This window comes from Pseudomonas sp. Z1-12 (assembly GCF_051132015.1).
In the GTDB taxonomy this organism is placed as follows: Bacteria; Pseudomonadota; Gammaproteobacteria; order Pseudomonadales; family Pseudomonadaceae; genus Aquipseudomonas; species Aquipseudomonas zanjanensis.
Map to the genome: position 1 here is coordinate 709,649 of NZ_CP071647.1, position 18,373 is coordinate 728,021.

At 59.2% G+C, this 18,373-nt stretch carries 17 protein-coding genes and 1 pseudogene; 7 read left to right on the forward strand and 11 right to left on the reverse strand.

Going from position 1 to position 18,373, the window contains the following annotated elements; genetic code table 11:
- Positions 1 to 305 precede the first annotated feature (305 nt).
- The 3 genes from cueR to J3P85_RS03060 form a co-directional block, all read right to left on the reverse strand.
- The gene (gene cueR, locus J3P85_RS03050; protein ID WP_109752292.1) at positions 306 to 707 is read right to left on the reverse strand and encodes a Cu(I)-responsive transcriptional regulator; all 402 of its coding nucleotides are present in this window, start codon (positions 705 to 707) and stop codon (positions 306 to 308) included.
- Positions 704 to 3,097, reverse strand: coding sequence for a heavy metal translocating P-type ATPase (locus J3P85_RS03055; protein WP_434704858.1), 2,394 nt, complete (start codon positions 3,095 to 3,097; stop codon positions 704 to 706). The genes cueR and J3P85_RS03055 overlap by 4 nt, the downstream gene beginning before the upstream one ends.
- 207 nt (positions 3,098 to 3,304) lie before the next feature.
- Positions 3,305 to 3,688, reverse strand: a complete 384-nt coding sequence (locus tag J3P85_RS03060) for a hypothetical protein (protein ID WP_434704859.1) — start codon at positions 3,686 to 3,688, stop codon at positions 3,305 to 3,307.
- Between the two features lie 148 nt (positions 3,689 to 3,836).
- Here J3P85_RS03060 and J3P85_RS03065 point away from each other — a divergent pair, with 148 nt between their 5' ends.
- Together J3P85_RS03065 and J3P85_RS03070 are read left to right on the forward strand one after the other, a co-directional pair.
- The gene (locus J3P85_RS03065; protein ID WP_434704860.1) at positions 3,837 to 4,034 is read left to right on the forward strand and encodes a heavy-metal-associated domain-containing protein; all 198 of its coding nucleotides are present in this window, start codon (positions 3,837 to 3,839) and stop codon (positions 4,032 to 4,034) included.
- 95 nt (positions 4,035 to 4,129) lie between these two features.
- Positions 4,130 to 5,332, forward strand: a complete 1,203-nt coding sequence (locus J3P85_RS03070) for a multidrug effflux MFS transporter (RefSeq protein WP_434704861.1) — start codon at positions 4,130 to 4,132, stop codon at positions 5,330 to 5,332.
- Position 5,333: 1 nt separating this feature from the next.
- Here the strand turns inward: J3P85_RS03070 and J3P85_RS03075 are convergent, their stop codons facing one another.
- Positions 5,334 to 5,504 carry a hypothetical protein gene (locus J3P85_RS03075; protein ID WP_170866862.1) on the reverse strand — a complete coding sequence of 57 codons (171 nt, stop codon included), beginning with the start codon at positions 5,502 to 5,504 and terminating at the stop codon, positions 5,334 to 5,336.
- Between the two features lie 249 nt (positions 5,505 to 5,753).
- Entirely contained in the window at positions 5,754 to 6,767 is a 1,014-nt protein-coding gene (locus tag J3P85_RS03080; protein ID WP_434704862.1) for a zinc-binding alcohol dehydrogenase family protein, read from the reverse strand.
- A gap of 114 nt (positions 6,768 to 6,881) precedes the next feature.
- Here J3P85_RS03080 and J3P85_RS03085 point away from each other — a divergent pair, with 114 nt between their 5' ends.
- From J3P85_RS03085 to J3P85_RS03095, 3 genes are all read left to right on the forward strand, one after another.
- A complete protein-coding gene (locus tag J3P85_RS03085; RefSeq protein ID WP_434704863.1) occupies positions 6,882 to 7,811 on the forward strand; it encodes a LysR family transcriptional regulator in 930 nt (309 codons plus the stop codon).
- A gap of 141 nt (positions 7,812 to 7,952) precedes the next feature.
- Positions 7,953 to 8,687: an ArsR/SmtB family transcription factor gene (locus tag J3P85_RS03090; protein WP_434704864.1), complete on the forward strand. Its 735-nt coding sequence runs from the start codon at positions 7,953 to 7,955 to the stop codon at positions 8,685 to 8,687.
- Positions 8,688 to 8,797: 110 nt separating this feature from the next.
- On the forward strand, positions 8,798 to 10,180 hold the full coding sequence (locus tag J3P85_RS03095) for an MFS transporter (RefSeq protein ID WP_434704865.1): 1,383 nt from the start codon (positions 8,798 to 8,800) through the stop codon (positions 10,178 to 10,180).
- A gap of 253 nt (positions 10,181 to 10,433) precedes the next feature.
- Here J3P85_RS03095 and J3P85_RS03100 read toward each other — a convergent pair whose 3' ends face one another.
- The 3 genes from J3P85_RS03100 to J3P85_RS03110 all read right to left on the reverse strand — a co-directional run bounded on the left by J3P85_RS03100 (position 10,434) and on the right by J3P85_RS03110 (position 13,666).
- Complete coding sequence (locus J3P85_RS03100; protein WP_186707946.1) at positions 10,434 to 11,387, reverse strand: adenosine deaminase; 954 nt, start codon at positions 11,385 to 11,387, stop codon at positions 10,434 to 10,436.
- 84 nt (positions 11,388 to 11,471) lie between these two features.
- The gene (locus J3P85_RS03105) at positions 11,472 to 12,437 is read right to left on the reverse strand and encodes a 2-oxoglutarate and iron-dependent oxygenase domain-containing protein (protein ID WP_434704867.1); all 966 of its coding nucleotides are present in this window, start codon (positions 12,435 to 12,437) and stop codon (positions 11,472 to 11,474) included.
- A gap of 146 nt (positions 12,438 to 12,583) precedes the next feature.
- Positions 12,584 to 13,666 (reverse strand): BMP family ABC transporter substrate-binding protein, encoded by a 1,083-nt coding sequence (locus J3P85_RS03110; protein ID WP_434704868.1) that lies wholly within the window; start codon positions 13,664 to 13,666, stop codon positions 12,584 to 12,586.
- A 291-nt stretch (positions 13,667 to 13,957) separates the two neighbouring features.
- Here J3P85_RS03110 and J3P85_RS03115 point away from each other — a divergent pair.
- Positions 13,958 to 14,281 (forward strand): annotated as a pseudogene (locus J3P85_RS03115) (calcium:proton antiporter); the annotation flags it as partial.
- Between the two features lie 211 nt (positions 14,282 to 14,492).
- Positions 14,493 to 14,741: a hypothetical protein gene (locus tag J3P85_RS03120; protein WP_434704869.1), complete on the forward strand. Its 249-nt coding sequence runs from the start codon at positions 14,493 to 14,495 to the stop codon at positions 14,739 to 14,741.
- A 147-nt stretch (positions 14,742 to 14,888) separates the two neighbouring features.
- On the opposite strand, the gene J3P85_RS03125 is transcribed toward J3P85_RS03120, so the two are convergent.
- The 3 genes from J3P85_RS03125 to J3P85_RS03135 are packed head-to-tail and all read right to left on the reverse strand — an operon-like array spanning position 14,889 to position 18,179.
- On the reverse strand, positions 14,889 to 16,703 hold the full coding sequence (locus J3P85_RS03125; RefSeq protein ID WP_434704870.1) for a hypothetical protein: 1,815 nt from the start codon (positions 16,701 to 16,703) through the stop codon (positions 14,889 to 14,891).
- On the reverse strand, positions 16,703 to 17,215 hold the full coding sequence (locus J3P85_RS03130; RefSeq protein WP_434704871.1) for an ABC-three component system middle component 2: 513 nt from the start codon (positions 17,213 to 17,215) through the stop codon (positions 16,703 to 16,705). The genes J3P85_RS03125 and J3P85_RS03130 overlap by 1 nt, the downstream gene beginning before the upstream one ends.
- Positions 17,181 to 18,179, reverse strand: coding sequence for an ABC-three component system protein (locus J3P85_RS03135; protein WP_434704872.1), 999 nt, complete (start codon positions 18,177 to 18,179; stop codon positions 17,181 to 17,183). Before J3P85_RS03135 ends, J3P85_RS03130 begins: the two co-directional genes overlap by 35 nt.
- Positions 18,180 to 18,373: the final 194 nt, after the last annotated feature.

The window sequence follows — 18,373 nt, forward strand, 5'->3', positions numbered from 1 at the left end:
GCCCGCTCCCACAGAGGTTTTGTGTTGGAGCTCGAATCTGATGTCCCCCACCAAGCCCCCTGTGGGAGCGAGCCTGCTCGCGAAAGCGATGGATCAGCTTGCATGGATGTTGAATGTGCCGCCGTCTTCGCGAGCAAGCTCGCTCCCACAGAGGTTTTGTGTTGGAGCTCGAATCTGATGTCCCCCACCAAGCCCCCTGTGGGAGCGAGCTTGCTCGCGATAGCGGTGGTTCAGCTTGCATTGATGTTGAATGTGCCGCCGTCTTCGCGAGCAAGCTCGCTCCCACAGGGGATTGGCGGTTGGCATCAATTCTTACAGCACCCCGACGCCAGTTCCTTGAGGATCGGACAATCCGGGCGGTGGTCGCCGTGGCAGTGTTCGACCAGGTCTTGCAGGGTGTCGCGCAGTTCGGCCAACTCGCGGATTTTCTGGTTCAGCTCATCGATGTGTTGCCGGGCCAGGGCCTTGACGTCGGCGCTGGCGCGTTGGCGGTCTTGCCAGAGGGTCAGCAGTTTGCCGACCTCTTCCAGGGAAAATCCCAAGTCGCGGGAGCGCTTGATGAACGCCAGGGTGTGCAGGTCATCGGTGCCGTAGATCCGGTAACCGCTGTCGGTACGATGTGCAGCCTTGAGCAGGCCGATGGATTCGTAATAACGGATCATCTTCGCGCTCAGGCCGCTCTGGCGGGCCGCTTGGCCGATGTTCATCGCTTGTCCTCCAATGGCTTGGGTGTCCAGAACTTCAACAGTAACGCGTTGCTCACCACGCTGACGCTCGACAGCGCCATGGCCGCGCCGGCCAGCACCGGGTTGAGAAAACCGAACGCCGCCAGGGGGATGCCGATCAGGTTATAGATAAACGCCCAGAACAGGTTCTGGCGGATCTTGGCGTAGGTCTTGCGGCTGATGTCCAGCGCCGCCGGCACCAGGCGCGGATCGCCGCGCATGAGGGTGATGCCCGCGGCATGCATCGCCACATCGGTGCCGCCGCCCATGGCAATGCCAATGTCGGCGGCGGCCAGGGCCGGGGCGTCGTTGATGCCGTCGCCCACCATCGCCACCACCGAATGGCGCTTCAATTGTTGGACGATGGCGGATTTATCCGCCGGCAGTACCTCGGCGTGGACATTGGAAATCTCCAGCGCCTGGGCCACTACTCGGGCGCTACCTTGGTTGTCGCCGGTGAGCAGGTGGCTGGCGATGTGTTGTTCATCCAAGGCCTGTACGGCTGCCAGAGCACCGGGCTTGAGGGTGTCACCGAAGGCAAACAGGCCTAGCACCCGCGGCACTGCGCCTTGTTCGATCAGCCAGGACAACGTGCGCCCTTCGGTTTCCCAAACCTGTGCGGATTCGGCCAGCGAACCGGGGTTCAGACCCAGTTCTTCAAGCAGACGACGATTGCCCAAGGCCAGGCGGCGCCCGTCGAGGCTGCCGGCGATACCGCGTCCGGCCAGGGACTGGCTGTCGCTGACATCCGGCACGTGCAGGCCGCGCTCGGTGCAGGCGTCCAGCACCGCTTTGGCCAGAGGATGTTCGCTGCCGCGTTGCAGCGCCCCGGCCATTTTCAGCAGCGCGTCCTCGTCACCGTCGAGGGCGGTCAGGTGGGCGATGCGGGGTGTGCCGGAGGTCAGGGTGCCGGTCTTGTCGAACACCACGGTCGTGACTTCATGGGCGCGCTCCAAGGCCTCGGCGTCCTTGATCAGAATCCCGTGGCGCGCAGCCACACCGGTGCCAGCCATGATCGCCGTGGGCGTCGCCAGGCCCAAGGCGCAGGGGCAGGCGATTACCAGCACCGCAACGGCGTTGATCAGTGCGGTTTCCAGTGGGGCTCCATACAGCCACCAGCCGATCAATGTCGCCAGGGCCAGCACCAGCACCACCGGAACGAAGATCTGGCTGACTTTATCCACCAGTTTCTGGATTGGCGCCTTGGCGGCCTGGGCGTCTTCCACCAGGCGGATGATGCGCGCCAGAACGGTTTCGGCGCCCAAGGCTTGCGTGCGGATCAGCAGCCGGCCTTCGCCATTGATAGCGCCACCAGTGACTTTGTCGCCGGGCTGCTTGGGCACCGGCAGGCTTTCGCCGCTGATCAGCGCTTCGTCGGCATGGCTCTGGCCTTCCAGCACTTCACCGTCCACCGGGAAGCGTTCGCCGGGCTTGACCAGCACCCGGTCATGCAAGCGCAGGGCGCTGATGGCAACGTCCCGCTCCTGGCCATCGATCACCTGGATCGCTCGCTCCGGGCGCAAGGCTTCGAGGGCGCGGATGGCGCTGGCGGTCTGGCGCTTGGCGCGGCTTTCCAGGTATTTGCCGAGCAGCACCAGGGCAATCACCACCGCCGAGGCCTCGAAATATAGGTGCGGCATGCTGCCGGGACGGGCGATCGCCCATTCATACACGCTCAAGCCATAGCCGGCGCTGGTACCCAGGGCCACCAGCAGGTCCATGTTCCCGGCACCGGCCCGCACGGCCTTGAAGGCGGCGACGTAGAACCGCGCGCCGAAGATGAATTGCACCGGCGTCGCCAGGGCGAACTGCACCCAGGCCGGAAGCATCCAATGCACGCCGAACGGCTGCAGCAACATGGGCAGCACCAACGGCACGGACAGCAGGATCGCCAGCACCAGTGCCAGGCGTTCACGATTCAGGCGGTGGTTCTGGGTATCGGCTGCCAGCTCGGCCTGCCAGACCGTGGCGTCGTAGCCTGCGCGCTTGACCGCATCGATCAGGATTTGCGCATCCACGTGGCCGAGCAGTTCGAGGTGGGCCCGCTCGTTGGCCAGATTGACGTTCACGTTGTTCACGCCATCGACCTTGCCCAGGGCGCGTTCGACCCGACCGACACAGGAGGCGCAGGTCATCCCTTCGATGTTCAACTCCAGGGTCTGCACGGGAACGCTATAGCCCGCCTGTTCGACGGCCTGCTTCAAGGCCGGCAGGCTGCCTTCGGGGGCCTGGACTCGGGCCAGTTCCGTCGCCAGGTTGACGCTGACAGCACGGGTACCGGCGACTTTGCTCAAGGCTCGCTCGACCCGCCCGGCGCAACTGGCACAGGTCATCCCGGCAATGGGTAGATCGAACGTGGTGGATTCGGGCATGGGTCAGGCTCCCTGTAGTGAATGACTACAGGATCAACCTTGCCATGCTGGTAAGGTCAAGCGCCAATCCAAAAGCTGATGCTGAGCTTGTGTGGGAGCGAGCTTGCTCGCGATAGCGGTAGGTCAGTCAACAGCAATATTGGCTGTCAGGCCGCCATCGCGAGCAAGCTCGCTCCCACAGGGGCTGGCAACCACAAGATGGGTGTTTCAGTAACCGAGCCCAGCCTGCTTGAGGTACATGCCTTCCTGGCTCATGGCGACGCGGAACTTCAGGATGTCACCGGCCTTGAGGGTAATGTCCTGCGAGCCCGGTGCGAGCATGCCCGGATTACAACCCGGCGCCTGCCCCGGCAGCAACTTCAGGCGCAAGGAGACTTTACCCGGCGGCAGGTTGAACGAGGTACTTTGTTCCTGGAACAGCCGGGCCGAGAGTTGATCCTGGATGTAGATGCCGATTTCGCAATTGGTCGACACCTCCAGGCGCTCGCGGGAAATGATCAACACGCCATAGTCTTCGCCGGCGGCCGAGGCCTGGGGCGCTACCGCTGAAAGACCGAGCATGCAAAACAGGCTGAACGCTGACCAGCGCATGGCTGAACCTCCGGTGTGAAATCCTTGATGTGTGCAGCTTGGCTGAGGGCGATGCCGATTGCCAGCCCGGCAGTTTTTGTCAGAACTTGACCTTTCCATCGTGGCAAGCTTGAGACTGGCGGCAACCTCAATCCCAAGGAGTCATCCCATGCAAACTTTTAATGTCGAGGGCATGTCCTGCGGTCACTGCGTCAAGGCCATCACCGAGGCGGTCCAGGCCAAGGATCCGGCGGCTGCCGTGCGCGTCGACCTGCGCACCAAGACCGTGCAGGTCCAGAGTTCGTTGCCGGCCGATGCCGTGGTCGCGGCCATCAAGGAAGAGGGTTATGGGACCAGTGTTGCTTGAGTTTTTTTAATCGTTAGCGACCTATCGGAATGTTCAAGAGCGCCCGGCACGGCTAGACTGTCGGGCTGTCGAACGACGCCTGAGCTGGACGCCCGATGAACCTCCGTACGATTCTGATTCTTGGCGCCTTGAGCGCTTTCGGTCCCTTGGCGATCGATTTCTACCTGCCCGCCTTTCCGGCGATGGCCACGGCCTTCGGTACTGACGAAAAACACATCCAACTGACCCTGGCGGCCTATTTCCTCGGCTTGTCCATCGGGCAGTTGGCCTATGGGCCGGTGGCGGACCGCTTCGGGCGGCGCATTCCGTTGCTGACGGGCGTCGGCCTGTTCACCCTGGCGTCCCTGGCCTGCGCCTATGCGCCGAACCTCGAATGGCTGATTGGCGCTCGCTTCGTCCAGGCCTTGGGCGGCTGCGCCGGGATGGTGATTTCCCGAGCGGTGGTCAGTGACAAATGCGATGCGGTGGGCTCGGCGAAGGTGTTTTCGCAACTGATGCTGGTGATGGGTCTGGCGCCGATTCTGGCGCCGATGCTGGGTGGGTTGCTGGTGAACCTGCATGGCTGGCAGTCGATCTTCATTGCCCTGACCGTGTTCAGCGCGCTGGCGGCGACAGCCGTGGCCTTGTGGTTGCCGGAAAGCTTGCCGGACCATGTGCCACGCCCCCCTTTGTCGGGCGCGCTGCGCCAGTACGGCCGGTTATTGACCGACGCCGTCTACCTCGGCCATGCGCTGACGGGGGGCATCGCTATCGCTGGGATGTTTGCCTACATCGCCGGTTCGCCTTTCGTCTTCATCAAGCTCTACGGTGTACCGGCCGAACATTTCGGTTGGCTGTTCGGCACCAACGCGGCGGGCTTCATCCTGGTTGCCCAGGTCAACGCCCGGTTGCTGTCCAAGCGCGGCCCGGCGTTCCTGTTGAACCGCGCGGTATGGGTCTACCTGGGGGCGGGGCTGAGCCTGCTGGCGGTCAGTTCATTGCAACCGGCGCAGTTGTGGCCGCTGCTGGTCCCACTGTTTATCTGCATCGCCAGCCTGGGTTGCATCCTTCCCAATGCCTCGGCCTGCGCCATGAACGGGCAGGGCGCCCGGGCCGGCAGTGCCTCGGCGATGCTGGGATGCCTGCAGTTTTCCGTGGCCGCCGGGGCAGCAGCGTTGGTCGCTGCATTGCATGACGGCACCGCTGTGCCGATGGCCTTGGTCATCAGCCTTTGCGGGTTATTGGTGGTGGGTGCCGCCATGCTCACCCGTCGTCTGCAAAACGCCCGGGCACTGGTCCAGGCCAGTCGCGAAGGCTGACTCAGCCGGCCGCGCGCTGCTGTTGTTCGGGGAAACGATGGGGCGCGTGGATCCGCGCCTGCAAGGTCGTGGCAAAAGCCTGGGCTTCGGCCTCGGTACGGAAGGTGACGACGTGCTGGTCAAGACGCACTTGCCATTGGGATTTTGCCACTTCTTTTATCAGGATCTTCATTGCTGACCTCCTCACGAAAAGATTGCGTTGCAAAGGCCTCGAGTGTAGACCCGAATACGATCGCAATTGTGACAACGGTCAACTCTCGGACTGACGGTTAGTCGCAGGCTAATGATGCAATCACTGTGGCGAGGGAGCTTGCTCCCGCTCGGTTGCGCAGCAACCGCAAAAACCAGGGGCCGCTACGCAGCCCAGCGGGAGCAAGCTCCCTCGCCACGGGATTGTTAGCGGGGCGACCGCCGTGTTCGGTCAGAAGCCCTCGAGCACAATCTTGCCCTTGGCCTGGCCGCTTTCCAGCAAGGCATGGGCCCGACGCAGGTTTTCGGCGTTGATGGTGCCGAAATGCTCGCCCACCGTGGTCTTCAGCGTGCCGCCGTCGATCAGGGCGGCCACGCGGTTGAGCAGCTTGTGCTGTTCAAGCATGTCGGCCGTTTCGAACAGCGAGCGGGTGTACATGAATTCCCAATGCAACGACAGGCTCTTGCGCTTGAGCTTGGTCACGTCCAGCGCCTTGGGGTCGTCGATCAGCGCCAGCTTGCCCTGGGGCGCGAGGGCTTCGACCAGTTGGTCCAGATGCTGGTCGGTCTGGGTCAGGCTGGCGACGTGAGTCACCTGGGGCTGGCCCGCTTCTTTCAACACTTCGCTCAAGGGGCGGCTGTGGTCGATCACCAGGTCGGCACCCAGGCTGCGCACCCATTCCTGGGTTTGCGCACGGGACGCGGTGCCAATCACCTTCAACCCGGTGAGTTGATGGGCCAGTTGCGTCAGGATCGAACCCACGCCTCCCGCCGCGCCGACGATCAACAGGCTCTGGCCCTGGTCGTCCTGGCCTTCCTGGATGCGCAGGCGCTCGAACAACAATTCCCAAGCGGTGATGGCCGTCAGCGGCAGCGCCGCGGCGTCGGCGAAACCGAGGGTCTTGGGCATGTGGCCGGCGATGCGTTCATCCACCACATGCCGCTCGCTGTTGCCACCGGCCCGGGCGATGGAACCGGCGTAGAACACCTTGTCCCCGGCCTTGAACAGCGTGACCTCGCTGCCGACTGCCTTGACCACGCCGGCCACGTCCCAGCCCAGCACTTTGGCGGCGCCACCTTCGGGCTGGACGTTCTGGCGGACCTTGGTGTCCACCGGATTGACCGAAATGGCCTTGACCTCCACCAGCAGGTCCCGGGGACCTGCGACCGGTTCCGGCAGCTCGATGTCCTGGAGCGATTGCGGGTCGGTAATGGGCAACGAATGGTAGTAGGCGATGGCTTTCATGAAGCGGCTCCGTGAGGTGAGTTTCGATGAAGGCCATGTTTAGCTATTTATCACCGAGATAAAACCGGCTAAAACAACAGGCTCTTTCAATAATATTTTGATAATGGAGTCGTCATGCTTCGCTTCGATGACTTGCAATTGTTTGTCCGGGCGGCGGACCTGGGCAGTCTCTCGGCGGCAGCCAGGGTCATGGACCTGTCGGCGGCGGTGGCCAGTGCCGCGTTGAAACGGATCGAGCAGCACCTCGGTGCGCGGCTGTTGGCCCGTTCCACCCGCAGCCTGCGCCTGACGGCCGAAGGCGAGGGGTTTCTCGAATACGCCCGTGCCGCGTTGAGCAGTCTCGACGAAGGACGGCGGTTATTGACCAGCGGGCAGGATCAGGTCAGCGGGGTGTTGCAGTTGTCCGCGCCCTCGGACCTGGGGCGCAACCTGCTGTTGCCCTGGCTGGATGGGTTCCAGCGCGAGCACCCCGGGCTGACGGTGCGGCTGCTGCTGGGAGATCGCATGGCCGACCTGTTCAAGCAGCCGGTGGACATCGCCCTGCGTTATGGCGAGCCGGAAGATTCAAGCCTGGTGGCTTTGCCCGTCGCCCCGGATAACCGTCGAGTGCTGTGTGCGTCGCCAGACTATCTGGCGCGCCAGGGTGAACCTCATCAACTGGAACAACTGGCCCAGCACAACTGCCTGTTGTACATGCTGGGCAGCCGGGTCCATGACCGATGGGTCTTTCATGACGGCAAACGGGAGGTGAGCCTCACCGTCGGCGGCGATCGCTTCAGTGATGATGCCGATGTGGTGCGCCGCTGGGCGGTGGCGGGGGCTGGGATCGCCTACAAATCGTGGCTGGATGTGTCCACCGACGTACTGGCCGGGCGCTTGAAAATCCTCTTGCCGCACCTGCAATGCGAGCGCGCGCCCCTCAATCTGCTGTGTGCCCACCGGGCGCAATTGAGCAAGCCCATCAACCTTTTGCGGGACATGCTCCGGGACCGCTGCGGTGAGTTGACCGCTCGATTTCCACTCCCGGCGGGGGCGGGCCATTAGTCGCACGCAAATAGAGACTTTTCCCTCATGAACAATCGCCTCCAAAGGTTTCCGGAGGACAGGAAAGCGCGGTCACCGCGCTTATACTAGCGACCGCCTGCGCCAGAGCAGTAGACGAATGATTCAACAGGGAGTGAATACATGGAACATGCACCTTGCATCAGCCAGATCGCCACGCTGCTGGCTGACCCCAAGCGCAGCGCAATGATGTGGGCCTTGATGGACGGCACGGCCCGCCAGGCCGAGGAGCTGGCGTTGCTCGCCGGATTGTCGCCGTCCTCGGCCAATGCGCACTTGGGGCGCTTGTCCGCGGGAGGTCTGTTGAAAGTCGAAGCCCGGGGCCGCAAGCGGTTTTTCCGCCTGGCCGCGCCTGAAATCGGCGCCGCCGTCGAAGCGCTGGCCAGCGCGACCCTGGTCAGTACGCCACGGCAGATTCCGGAGGTCTTCAAGCGCCGGGTCATGCCGACCAAGGCTCCGTCGGCCCCCGCTTCGTTGATGCGGGCCAGGCTGTGCGACGACCACCTGGGGGGAACCCTGGCGGCCGACCTCTACCAGCGCCTGCTGGACGCCGGATGGATCGAGCAGTTCGAACAGCGGGTGATCGTCACGCACAAGGGTGCCACTCAACTGGCCGAGCGGGGCTTGTTCATCCAGGCCCTGGCTTATCGCAATGCCCGTATCGCGTGCCCTTGCCCGGACTGGAGCGAGCGTCGTCCGCACCTGGGTGGCGCGCTGGGGGCGGCGTTGCTGCAACTGTTCATGCAGTCAGGTTGGCTGGCCTTGCCCAACGATTCGCGGGCCTTGCAGGTGACGACGCTCGGCCAACAGGAAATCCACCGGTTCGCCCGGCAGGATGCCGTGGAGATGGCGTTCTAGGGAACTGCCTGGCGCGTCGTTCAGGGCTGTCGACAGGTCGTATTCAGCAATAGCCGCTCGCAAGGTTCGCGCACACTCGGTCCGGGGAATTTTCGGATTGGGGAGGCAGCATGGACACTCACGGTTACAGCGCGGCGGAACGCCTGGAGCGGTTACCCATCAGTGGGTATCACCGGGTGATTTTCATCATCATCGCCCTGGCGTTTTTCTTCGACTCGATGGACCTGGCGATGATGACGTTCCTGCTGGGCTCGATCAAAACCGAGTTCGGCCTGAGCACCGCCCAGGCCGGTTTGCTCGCCAGCTCCAGCTTCTTCGGCATGGTGCTGGGGGCGTCGCTGTCGGGCATGCTGGCCGATCGGTTCGGGCGCAAGCCGGTGTTCCAGTGGAGCATCGTGTTGTGGGGCATTGCCAGTTACCTATGCTCCACCGCCCAGGATGTCGAGACCTTGACGCTGTTTCGCGTTCTGCTGGGCATCGGCATGGGCATGGAGTTTCCGATTGCCCAGTCGATGCTGTCGGAGTTGATCCCGGCCAAGCGTCGAGGGCGCTACATCGCCTTGATGGATGGTTTCTGGCCCCTGGGCTTCGTGGCGGCGGGGGTGCTGTCGTATTTCCTGCTGCCGGTGATCGGCTGGCGCGACATCTTCCTGGTGCTGGCGGTGCCGGCAGTGTTTGTCCTGGCGATTCGCTTTTTCATTCCCGAGTCGCCGCGCTGGCTGGAACAGGCCGGTCGGGGTGACGAAGCGGACGCGGTGCTCAAGCGGATCGAAGACAAGGTCCGGACCTCGCTGGGACGTCGCGATCTGCCGGAGCCGATCCGCCTGCCAAGGGGCGAGAGTGTGCCGGGCAATTTCTTTTCGGCCCTGGCGCAGATCTGGTCGCCGCTGTATCGCCAGCGCACGATGATGATCTGGAGCGTCTGGTTCTTTGCCTTGCTCGGTTTTTATGGCCTGACGTCCTGGCTCAGCGCATTGTTGCAGCAGTCGGGGTTCGCCGTGACCCAGTCGGTGTATTACACCGTGCTGATTTCCCTGGGCGGGATTCCCGGTTTCCTGATGGCGGCCTGGCTGGTGGAGCGTTGGGGACGCAAGCCGGTGTGCATCATCACGTTGCTGGGCGGCGGGGTGATGGCGTTTCTGTATGGGCAGAGCGCGGTGTTTGGCGGCAACGTCGGGCTGCTGATCGGCACCGGGTTGCTGATGCAGTTCTTCCTGTTCGGCATGTGGGCGGTGCTCTACACCTACACGCCGGAGTTGTACCCGACCTCGGCCCGGGCCACGGGCTCGGGTTTTGCTTCGGCGGTTGGGCGTATCGGTTCGCTGCTCGGCCCCTTGGTGACCGGCCTGGTGTTTCCCATCACCGGCCAGGGCGGTGTGTTCGCCCTGGGCGCGCTGTGCTTCGCCGTGGCGGCGGGGGTGGTCTGGTTGTTCGGGATGGAAACCCGGGGCAAGACGCTGGAAGAATTGAGCGAAGCGCCCGTCGCCGACTAAACACCATCCCCTGTGGGAGCGAGCCTGCTCGCGATAGCGGTCTGGCATTCAACACTAATGTCGACTGATACACCGCTATCGCGAGCAGGCTCGCTCCCACAATTGGATCTGCGTCCAACCGTGGATTTGCAAGCGATCAAAAAACCTGTGGGAGCGAGCTTGCTCGCGATAGCGGTTCGGCATTCAACATCGATGTCGCCTGATTGACCGCCATCGCGAGCAAGCTCGCTCCCACAGGGGGTGATTGTTGGGGCTAGGGTTTTACCAACCGCGCATCCAGGCTGTTCTGCGCCAGGCGCTTGGCCTGATCCTGGGTCATGCCCAAGTGGGTATGCAGGGCGTGGAAGTTTTCGGTGACGTAGCCGCCGAAGTACGCCGGGTCATCGGAGTTCACCGTCACCTTCACGCCGCGCTCGAGCATGTCGAGGATGTTGTGTTGCGACATGTCGTCGAACACGCACAGCTTGGTGTTGGACAGCGGGCACACGGTCAATGGAATCTGCTCGTCGATGATCCGCTGCATCAGCCGCTCATCTTCGATGGCGCGTACGCCATGGTCGATGCGCTGGATCTTCAGCAGGTCCAGGGCTTGCCAAATGTACTCGGGCGGGCCTTCTTCGCCGGCATGGGCAACGGTCAGGAAGCCCTCGTTGCGTGCGCGGTCGAACACGCGCTGGAACTTGCTCGGTGGATGGCCCATTTCCGAGCTGTCCAGGCCCACGGCCACGAAGGCGTCGCGGAACGGCAGCGCCTGGTCGAGGGTTTTCTCGGCTTGTTCTTCGCTCAGGTGACGCAGGAAGCTCAGGATCAGGCCGCTGGTGATGCCCAGTTGCTGCTCACCGTCCTTGAGGGCGGCGGCGATGCCGTTGAGCACCACTTCGAATGGGACGCCACGGTCGGTGTGGGTCTGCGGGTCGAAGAACGGTTCGGTGTGGATCACATTCTGCGCCTTGCACCGCAACAGGTAGGCCCAGGTCAGGTCGTAGAAATCCTGGGAGGTGCGCAGCACATCGGCGCCCTGGTAATAGAGGTCGAGAAATTCCTGCAGGTTGTTGAAGGCATAGGCCTTGCGCAGCGTATCGACGTCGTTCCACGGCAGGGCGATCTTGTTGCGTTCGGCCAGGGCGAACAGCAGCTCGGGTTCCAGCGAGCCTTCCAGGTGCAGGTGCAGTTCAGCCTTGGGCAGGGCGTTCAGCCAGTCGTACATGGTCTTTTCTCATCAGCGAATCGATGGCGGGCATTCTACAGGGGGCTGGCCGCCCTGTCGGGTAAAACCTGACCGGCTGATCCACTACACGGCCTGGGGCTCCCGCCGGTAAGCATAGGTGTCGGCGAAGCGCGACAGCAGGAATTCGGCGCAGGTCGTCGTTGGATACTTGGGTGGGTGGGCGTCCTTCTGGCAACCGGGCAGGCACTGGATCAACGTGTCGGGGTGCGGCTCGGCAAAGAATGGCATCGAATAGCGGTCCACTCCCAGCGGGCTGATCACCCGATGCGGCGTGGACAGGTAACGGTCGTTGCTCCAGCGCGCCATCATGTCGCCGAGGTTGACCACGAAGGTGCCATCAATGGGCGGCGCGTCGATCCACTGGCCATTGACGTTGCGCACTTGCAGGCCACCGGCGGCGTCCTGGTAGAGCAGGGTGATGCAACCGTAGTCGGTATGGGCGCCGGCACCTTGCTGTTCGACGCAACTGGCGGTGTCGCGGGGTGGGTAATGGATCAGGCGCAGCACGCTTACCGGTTCGTTGAAGCGCGTGTCGAAAAAGTCCCGTTCGATGCCCAGGGCCAGGGTCATGGCCCGCAGCAGGGTTTGCGCAAGCGCTTGCATGTCACGGTAATGTTGCTCCATCAAGGCTTGCCAGCCGCTCAAGTCTGGGTGGCGGTTGGGGCCGCGCAACGGTTTTTCCGCCAGCACCTCGGGGTGATCGGCCGGCAGATGCAGGCCCATGTCGAAGGTTTCCTTCAGGTCGCTGGGCTTGGTCGGGTCCAGTTGTTCCGTGGCGACGGCGCCGTAGCCACGGTGGTGGCGGGTCTGGGTGATGTCGATCTTGAGTTTTTCTTCGACGGGCAGGGCGAAGAAGCGTTGGGCATTGCCCAGCACCTCGGTGATGCGCGCCGGGCTGATGGGGTGGCCCTTGATGTAGAAGAAGCCCCACTGACGGCAGGCGCGGTCGATCTGCTCGGCGACGCCTTGCCAGGCGTCGGGCTCATCGCCGTAGAGCGGGCTGATGTCGATGATGGGCAGGCTGTTCATGCGGCTTTCCAGATGTGAAATAAAGGGCCCCTGTGGGAGCGAGCTTGCTCGCGATAGCGGTGTGTCAGCCAATACAGATAATGGATGTCAGTCCGCAATCGCGAGCAAGCTCGCTCCCACAATGGGTATTGGGTTGGGCTTGGCACTTACTTGGGAATCTCAGCCTTCATCCCTTCGACGTAATAATTCATCGACGCCAGTTCCGCGTTGGTGGCGCTTACGCCCGCGGGGATTTTCTCGACGCCGGCCTGGTCCTTGATCGGGCCGGTGAACGGGTGGAAGGCACCGCTCTCGATGTCGGCAATGATCTGCTCGGCTTCGCCCTTGACCGCTGCCGGCACCAGGTCGCTGATCGGCAGTTTCACCGTGCCCTCCTTCAGGCCGCCCCAGTAGTCTTGGGATTTCCAGCTGTGGTCAAGCACGCTCTGGGTCGCCTGGATGTAATGCGGGCCCCAGTCATTGACGATGGAGGTCAGCACCGCCTTGGGCCCGAAATGGGCCATGTCCGAAGCGTAGCCCACCGCATAGACGCCGCGGCGTTCGGCGGCCTGGATCGGCGCCGGGCTGTCGGTGTGCTGGAATACGACGTCGACGCCCTGGTCGATCAGCGCGTTGGCGGCATCGGCTTCCTTGCCCGGGTCGAACCAGGAATTGACCCACACCACTTTGATTTCGGTGCCGGGGTTGTATTTGTTCAGGGCCAGTTGGATGGCGTTGATGTCGCGGATGACTTCCGGGATCGGGAACGAGGCGACGTAGCCGATCTTCTTGGTCTTGGTCATCTTGGCCGCGAGGAAGCCGCCGACGTAGCGACCCTCATAGGTGCGAGCCAGGTAGGTGCCGAGATTCTTGTCCTGCTTGTAGCCGGTGGCGTGTTCGAAGATGACCTTGGGAAACTGCTTGGCGACTTTCAGCGTCGGGTTCATGTAGCCGAAGGACGTGGTGAAGATCAGGTCGTACTTGTCCTTGGCCATGTTACGGATCACCCGCTCGGCGTCGGCCCCCTCCGGTACGTTTTCCACGTAGTGGGTGGTGATCTGCTCGCCGAACTTCGCCGCCAGTTCCTTGCGCCCTTGTTCATGCTGATAGGTCCAGCCGTGGTCGCCGATGGGGCCGATGTAGACGAAGCCGACCTTCAGCGGGTCGGCAGCACTGGCATTCAGGCCGGCACCCAGGCCGACGGCCGCGACGACGGCGCAAAGCAATTTCTTCAAGGGGCGTTTGTGCATGAACTCGAACTCCATTTTGTTGTGAGGTTGGCTGTGCAGCAGCAATGCAAAATGCTGACCAACAAGACAACAAAATCGGCGATCTTCTCGGGGCAGCCATCGCGAGCAAGCTCGCTCCCACAAAAGCAATGCACAACTGTGGGAGCGAGCTTGCTCGCGATGAGGCTCTTGAGAACAATAAAGGTGCACCTGCCAGCCACTCGCCACCCCCTGGTGCGTCACAATCGGACGAAACGTTCGCGTCCCCCCACAGTCAGTAACTCATGACCCGTTCACAGTGACAGGCCCGCGATGCTCACTTTGATCAAGCAAGAAAAACTGCTGTTGCTGGCGCTGGCCGCCGTATGTGTCGCCTATCCGCTGGAGCACTGGCTGCTGGGCAGCGGGCAACTGGTGGCGTTGCTCGGCGGCCTGGTCCTGATCGGTTTTATCGTCGCCGCCTCCATGCGCGTGGCCCATCACGCCGAGCTGCTGGCGGAAAAGGTCGGTGATCCTTACGGCACCATGATCCTCACCTTGTCGGCGGTGCTGGTGGAAGTGGTGATCCTGGCGATCATGATGAACAACGAAGCCTCGTCGACGCTGGTGCGGGACACGATCTACTCGGCGGTGATTTTCCAGACAAGCTAATTCCAGTATCAAATCCCCTGATCTCTCTTAGCTGCTTCTAAGAGCATTCAACCTGAAGGCTTTGGGCAGATGAGTGCTTGCGAGAGGCACGATGGAGCTAGCAAAGGAGACTTTTAAGTGGGGCGGAGAGACTCGAATGATGAGCCTTTTCAAAGGGTAGCTAAGTAATGAACCTTGTCAATTTTAGGTGGATAGCATGAACACATTTTCTTTCCGAGCAGATTGCTTGGCTGACGTACTGGACCTACCTGGTTCCAGCAGAATGGAGGCGTTGAGACGAGTCACCATCATCCCCGATGGGACGTTCCCGGACGTCGAGGTTGAATTGGATTCCGGCATGACGCAAAAACAGCTTCTGAGCCTAATGGGAGATGTTGAGGATGGCCACGTCATGAGTGAGACCTTGCGCATGTGCAATCTGCGCTCGAATCCAATGGAGCGCTGATCGGAAACGAGCCAGTAGAGGCTCCGAAAGCCTTCAAGCATCTCAAGCCCCTAGGCTAAGACTTGTCGCGTCCCATCCCCAGAGCGCTCCAGGCGCTCAGAAAGACGCCATACCCTACGGTCAGCTCACTTGAACGCGTCCCAAGCCTTAGAGAAAGCCTGCGCGACCTTCTGAAGGGTTGTTGGTGAACACCGTTAAGTGGATGTCATGTACGAATTCCGCCGGGGGGTGCTGGTTTTCAATGATGATGACCTGGCTTTTGGACGTATGAAATCGGACCAAATATTCATAAAATTTCTCTTTCAAATTGCTCCCTCGCAAAAGCAAATCGTCATCACCCTCCGGTTTGAAATAGGCAAGAAGAGGGGAGTCAATTACCAAAAAGCCAGGATGAGGCAAATCGTTTTCTTGAGCGTACTCCAAGAGACCAAGGCTAACCGCTGCATGAGTGATTGAACGCAGTCCTTTACCACGACTGCCGCGAGGCTTACCGTCGATTACGAAATCGCTTGCAGCTTTATCGAAGTGAACTTTGCATTCGCCTGGGAAGTTCCATTCGGTAAGAATGTTAGAGATCTTATCCGAAAGTGCATTCCCGATAATTTCTGGAATTCCCACAGATGATTGGGTTTTAGAGCTTGGCAATGATGTTTCTTTCTCTAACTCTTCTTTTCTTTTTTCGAGTCTCTCTATTCGCTCATAGTTGCCTAGGGTTTTCAAAACCTCCAGCCGAAGCTCAACCAACTTTTCATATTCAGCTTGAGCGTTTTTAATTTTTGGAGTTATCAGGTCCTGCAACGATTGCTCTATAGTAGAGAATTCTTCTTGTTTTTCCAAGTTTAGAGCTGTTAGTGCGGCATCTTCGATTTGAAGGTCGTCAATGGTCTTGATTAGATCTAGCTTTAGTTTTTCTATTTTTTCTATTTCTGCCGTAGCCGCTAACACAGTAGCCTGAATGTCACCATCACAGCCAGATTCAAAGTGTTGAGAATCGGCGTCCGCCCCACACATCGGGCAAGGTACGACTTCCACATAGACTAACATTGAGCCGCTTTCTCTGATTGCCTCCAATCGCTGTATGTCTATGTCGTAATGATCTCGAAGCAAATAGAATCTAGAAATAAGGTCGACAATCTCGTCCAGTCGCTCTTGTATTTCCCTACGTTGGAGAATGTTCGTCTGACGTGTAGTCAAGCTTTCTGAAAGGTGCTTTTGATCATATAGTAGGGCTTCACGCTGCGCCGCCATTGAGGTGTTTAATCGCGAAAACTGCTCCTCAAGTTCTATTTTTTTGGAGCTGCCAATATCGTTTAGTAGCTCGGAGATCAAGTCTTCTAGAAGTACGATTTTTCCATAGTTGTCCACATGTTTAGTCGATGGTGTATTTATTGAAGAATCATCGATGCCTGTTAATACTAATTTTACGGTTGCGAGTTCCGACGTCTTTGTGGTGAATTGGCCACCCCAGAATGGAGAGCCTTTGCTTTGTATTTCGTCTTCTTGGACGATTGCAAGCCTTGCAATATTTCGAAAGCTTAGGCTTTGAGTGGTAGAGTTTTTGCTACTTTTTAGTATGGTTTTGCTTAGAAGATCTAGTTTTCCAAGCAAAAAGCCAGATAAGTTATCTGAAGCTCCGTGCGAGTGAGAGGGCTTCAGAATTACAGGGTCATCTTCTCCTGGTTTTGTAAGCTTGAAACCTCCTCCAGAAGTAGAGCGCTCTAACTCCCAGCGCTCTCCGTTCGATGACTCAGCGGAAAGCATGATTCTGTCATATTTTATGCGCTCATCAATTTGCCGAAGCTCAGAGCCGCCCAGCATGAAATCAATCGATTCGGCGAGGAAAGACTTACCGGTGTCAGAGGATCCACAGACAACGTTTACCCCTTCAAAGAAGTTAACTTTGCTTTGGTTTGCTGGTCCGACAAACTCAATGCATCGCAATTGAAAACTATTTTCGCTCATTAACGACCGCCAGGATTTTGTACTGTATGGAACTCGCTAGACCACTCTAGAAATCTATGAGTAATATTTCCAATTTCGTCTGTAGGGGTGTTTCCGTATTCGTCATACGCCCATTTTGCTCTGCTAAGCAGTCTTCGTGAGTATACGGAGCTGAGAGAAGATATGAATGGCGACGCTGCGTCTGTAGCAATGAAACTAAAGCCATCATACGAAGCCAAGCGACGTAAAAGCCCACGGCTTATCATTAGCTTTAGACCTGATTCTATTAGCCCTCGACGCACAAGAAGTTCTCCAGCCCTGAGAGGAAGAGGAGCATGTAGGCTGCTAGGGCCGTTAGCATCCTCGGAGTGAACCACAAGGTAATCCATCTCGACCAAGCGCTGGAGATCCATTGCCATTGGAAACGCTGCTGTTAATATGGCGAGGGACCGAACCCCTGTTTCTAGGGGGCTGTTGAATGGGGTGATTGTAGGTGACTTATTCATGTGTAGGGACCCATGTAAGTCGATCATCGTTTGCTAGTTGATGACAAATTCCCTGTCTGTCTTGAGTTTTGAATGCAGACGCTAAAGGATTGGCAGTTGCGGCAATGCTGGCGGAAAGCAGAACTGTCGCTTTCATTCTTGCGAAGCCATCCGCATGTGCATCCTCGCATGTGTCAACGACGCCATAAAAAATTTCATCTTGCAAGGCGGAAAAAGTGCCTTCTGGAACTGTGTCTCTAGCAAAGTTTCTTAAGGATTCGGCGTGATAGAAGCGTTCACGTTGTCGCAGATAGTCACGCTTTAGCGCCGCATGGAGTTCGAGTCCAGTCGGGTCTGGAAAGTGAATTTTCATGTGCTGCCCGTAAGCATCAAGTAGCTGTCGTATGTATCTGTTTTCCTCGCTAGCAGGCGCTTCTGGTGGCAATAGAGATTGAGGTCTAAGCGGAAGTCCACCCCCAAATCTTACAGAGTGGAATCCAGTCTTGCTATGACCCTCTATCAATTCGACAATTGATTTAGAAGAAAATATGTTGAAGTCAAATGATTCAAAATGTGCAAGTAGTTCTCCTGCCAATTCGATTTCCATTGTTGAGGTTATGCCGCCTTTGCAATACTTTTCCCAATTTTCTTCGGTCTTAAACTGAAGTTCTTCTGGGTTATTTAGAAGCTGCTCAAGGCTCGTGCCGATATCTTGTGAGCCGACGAAATAATGCTTCCTTGGAGGAATGTATTTGCCAGCATAAGAATAATAAATAATTTTCCCTATCTCGACCCAGACGTCACTAGGTCGAAGAGGATGGTCGTAGCGCTTACATTGATAATTATCCCAAGCTCCCTTGAAACCTTCAGGCGTACACACCCCTGCAATGTCGACACCGAGGTCGCCGGAACCGCCAAAGCGTCGGACTTTGGGATATTCATTTTTTAAGGAGCTTGCCCACTCTTCTACGAATTCCTCCCACTCATCGGGGCTGAAGCTTCGAACACGCATTGGTTTCGGGAGGGGGATTCCGCTGTGAACGTGGCTCGCGGATGCTGAGTAGATACGGTCCGGTGGATCGATCTCGTGGAGGTCTGTAATCGATATCACGTATTTAACCCGGCCATTTTGTGCTTAAGACGCCTAGTTTCAGGGCTTCCCTGTCTTGCCGTCTGGACATTCCCGAATACGGTGTCCGGACGCTA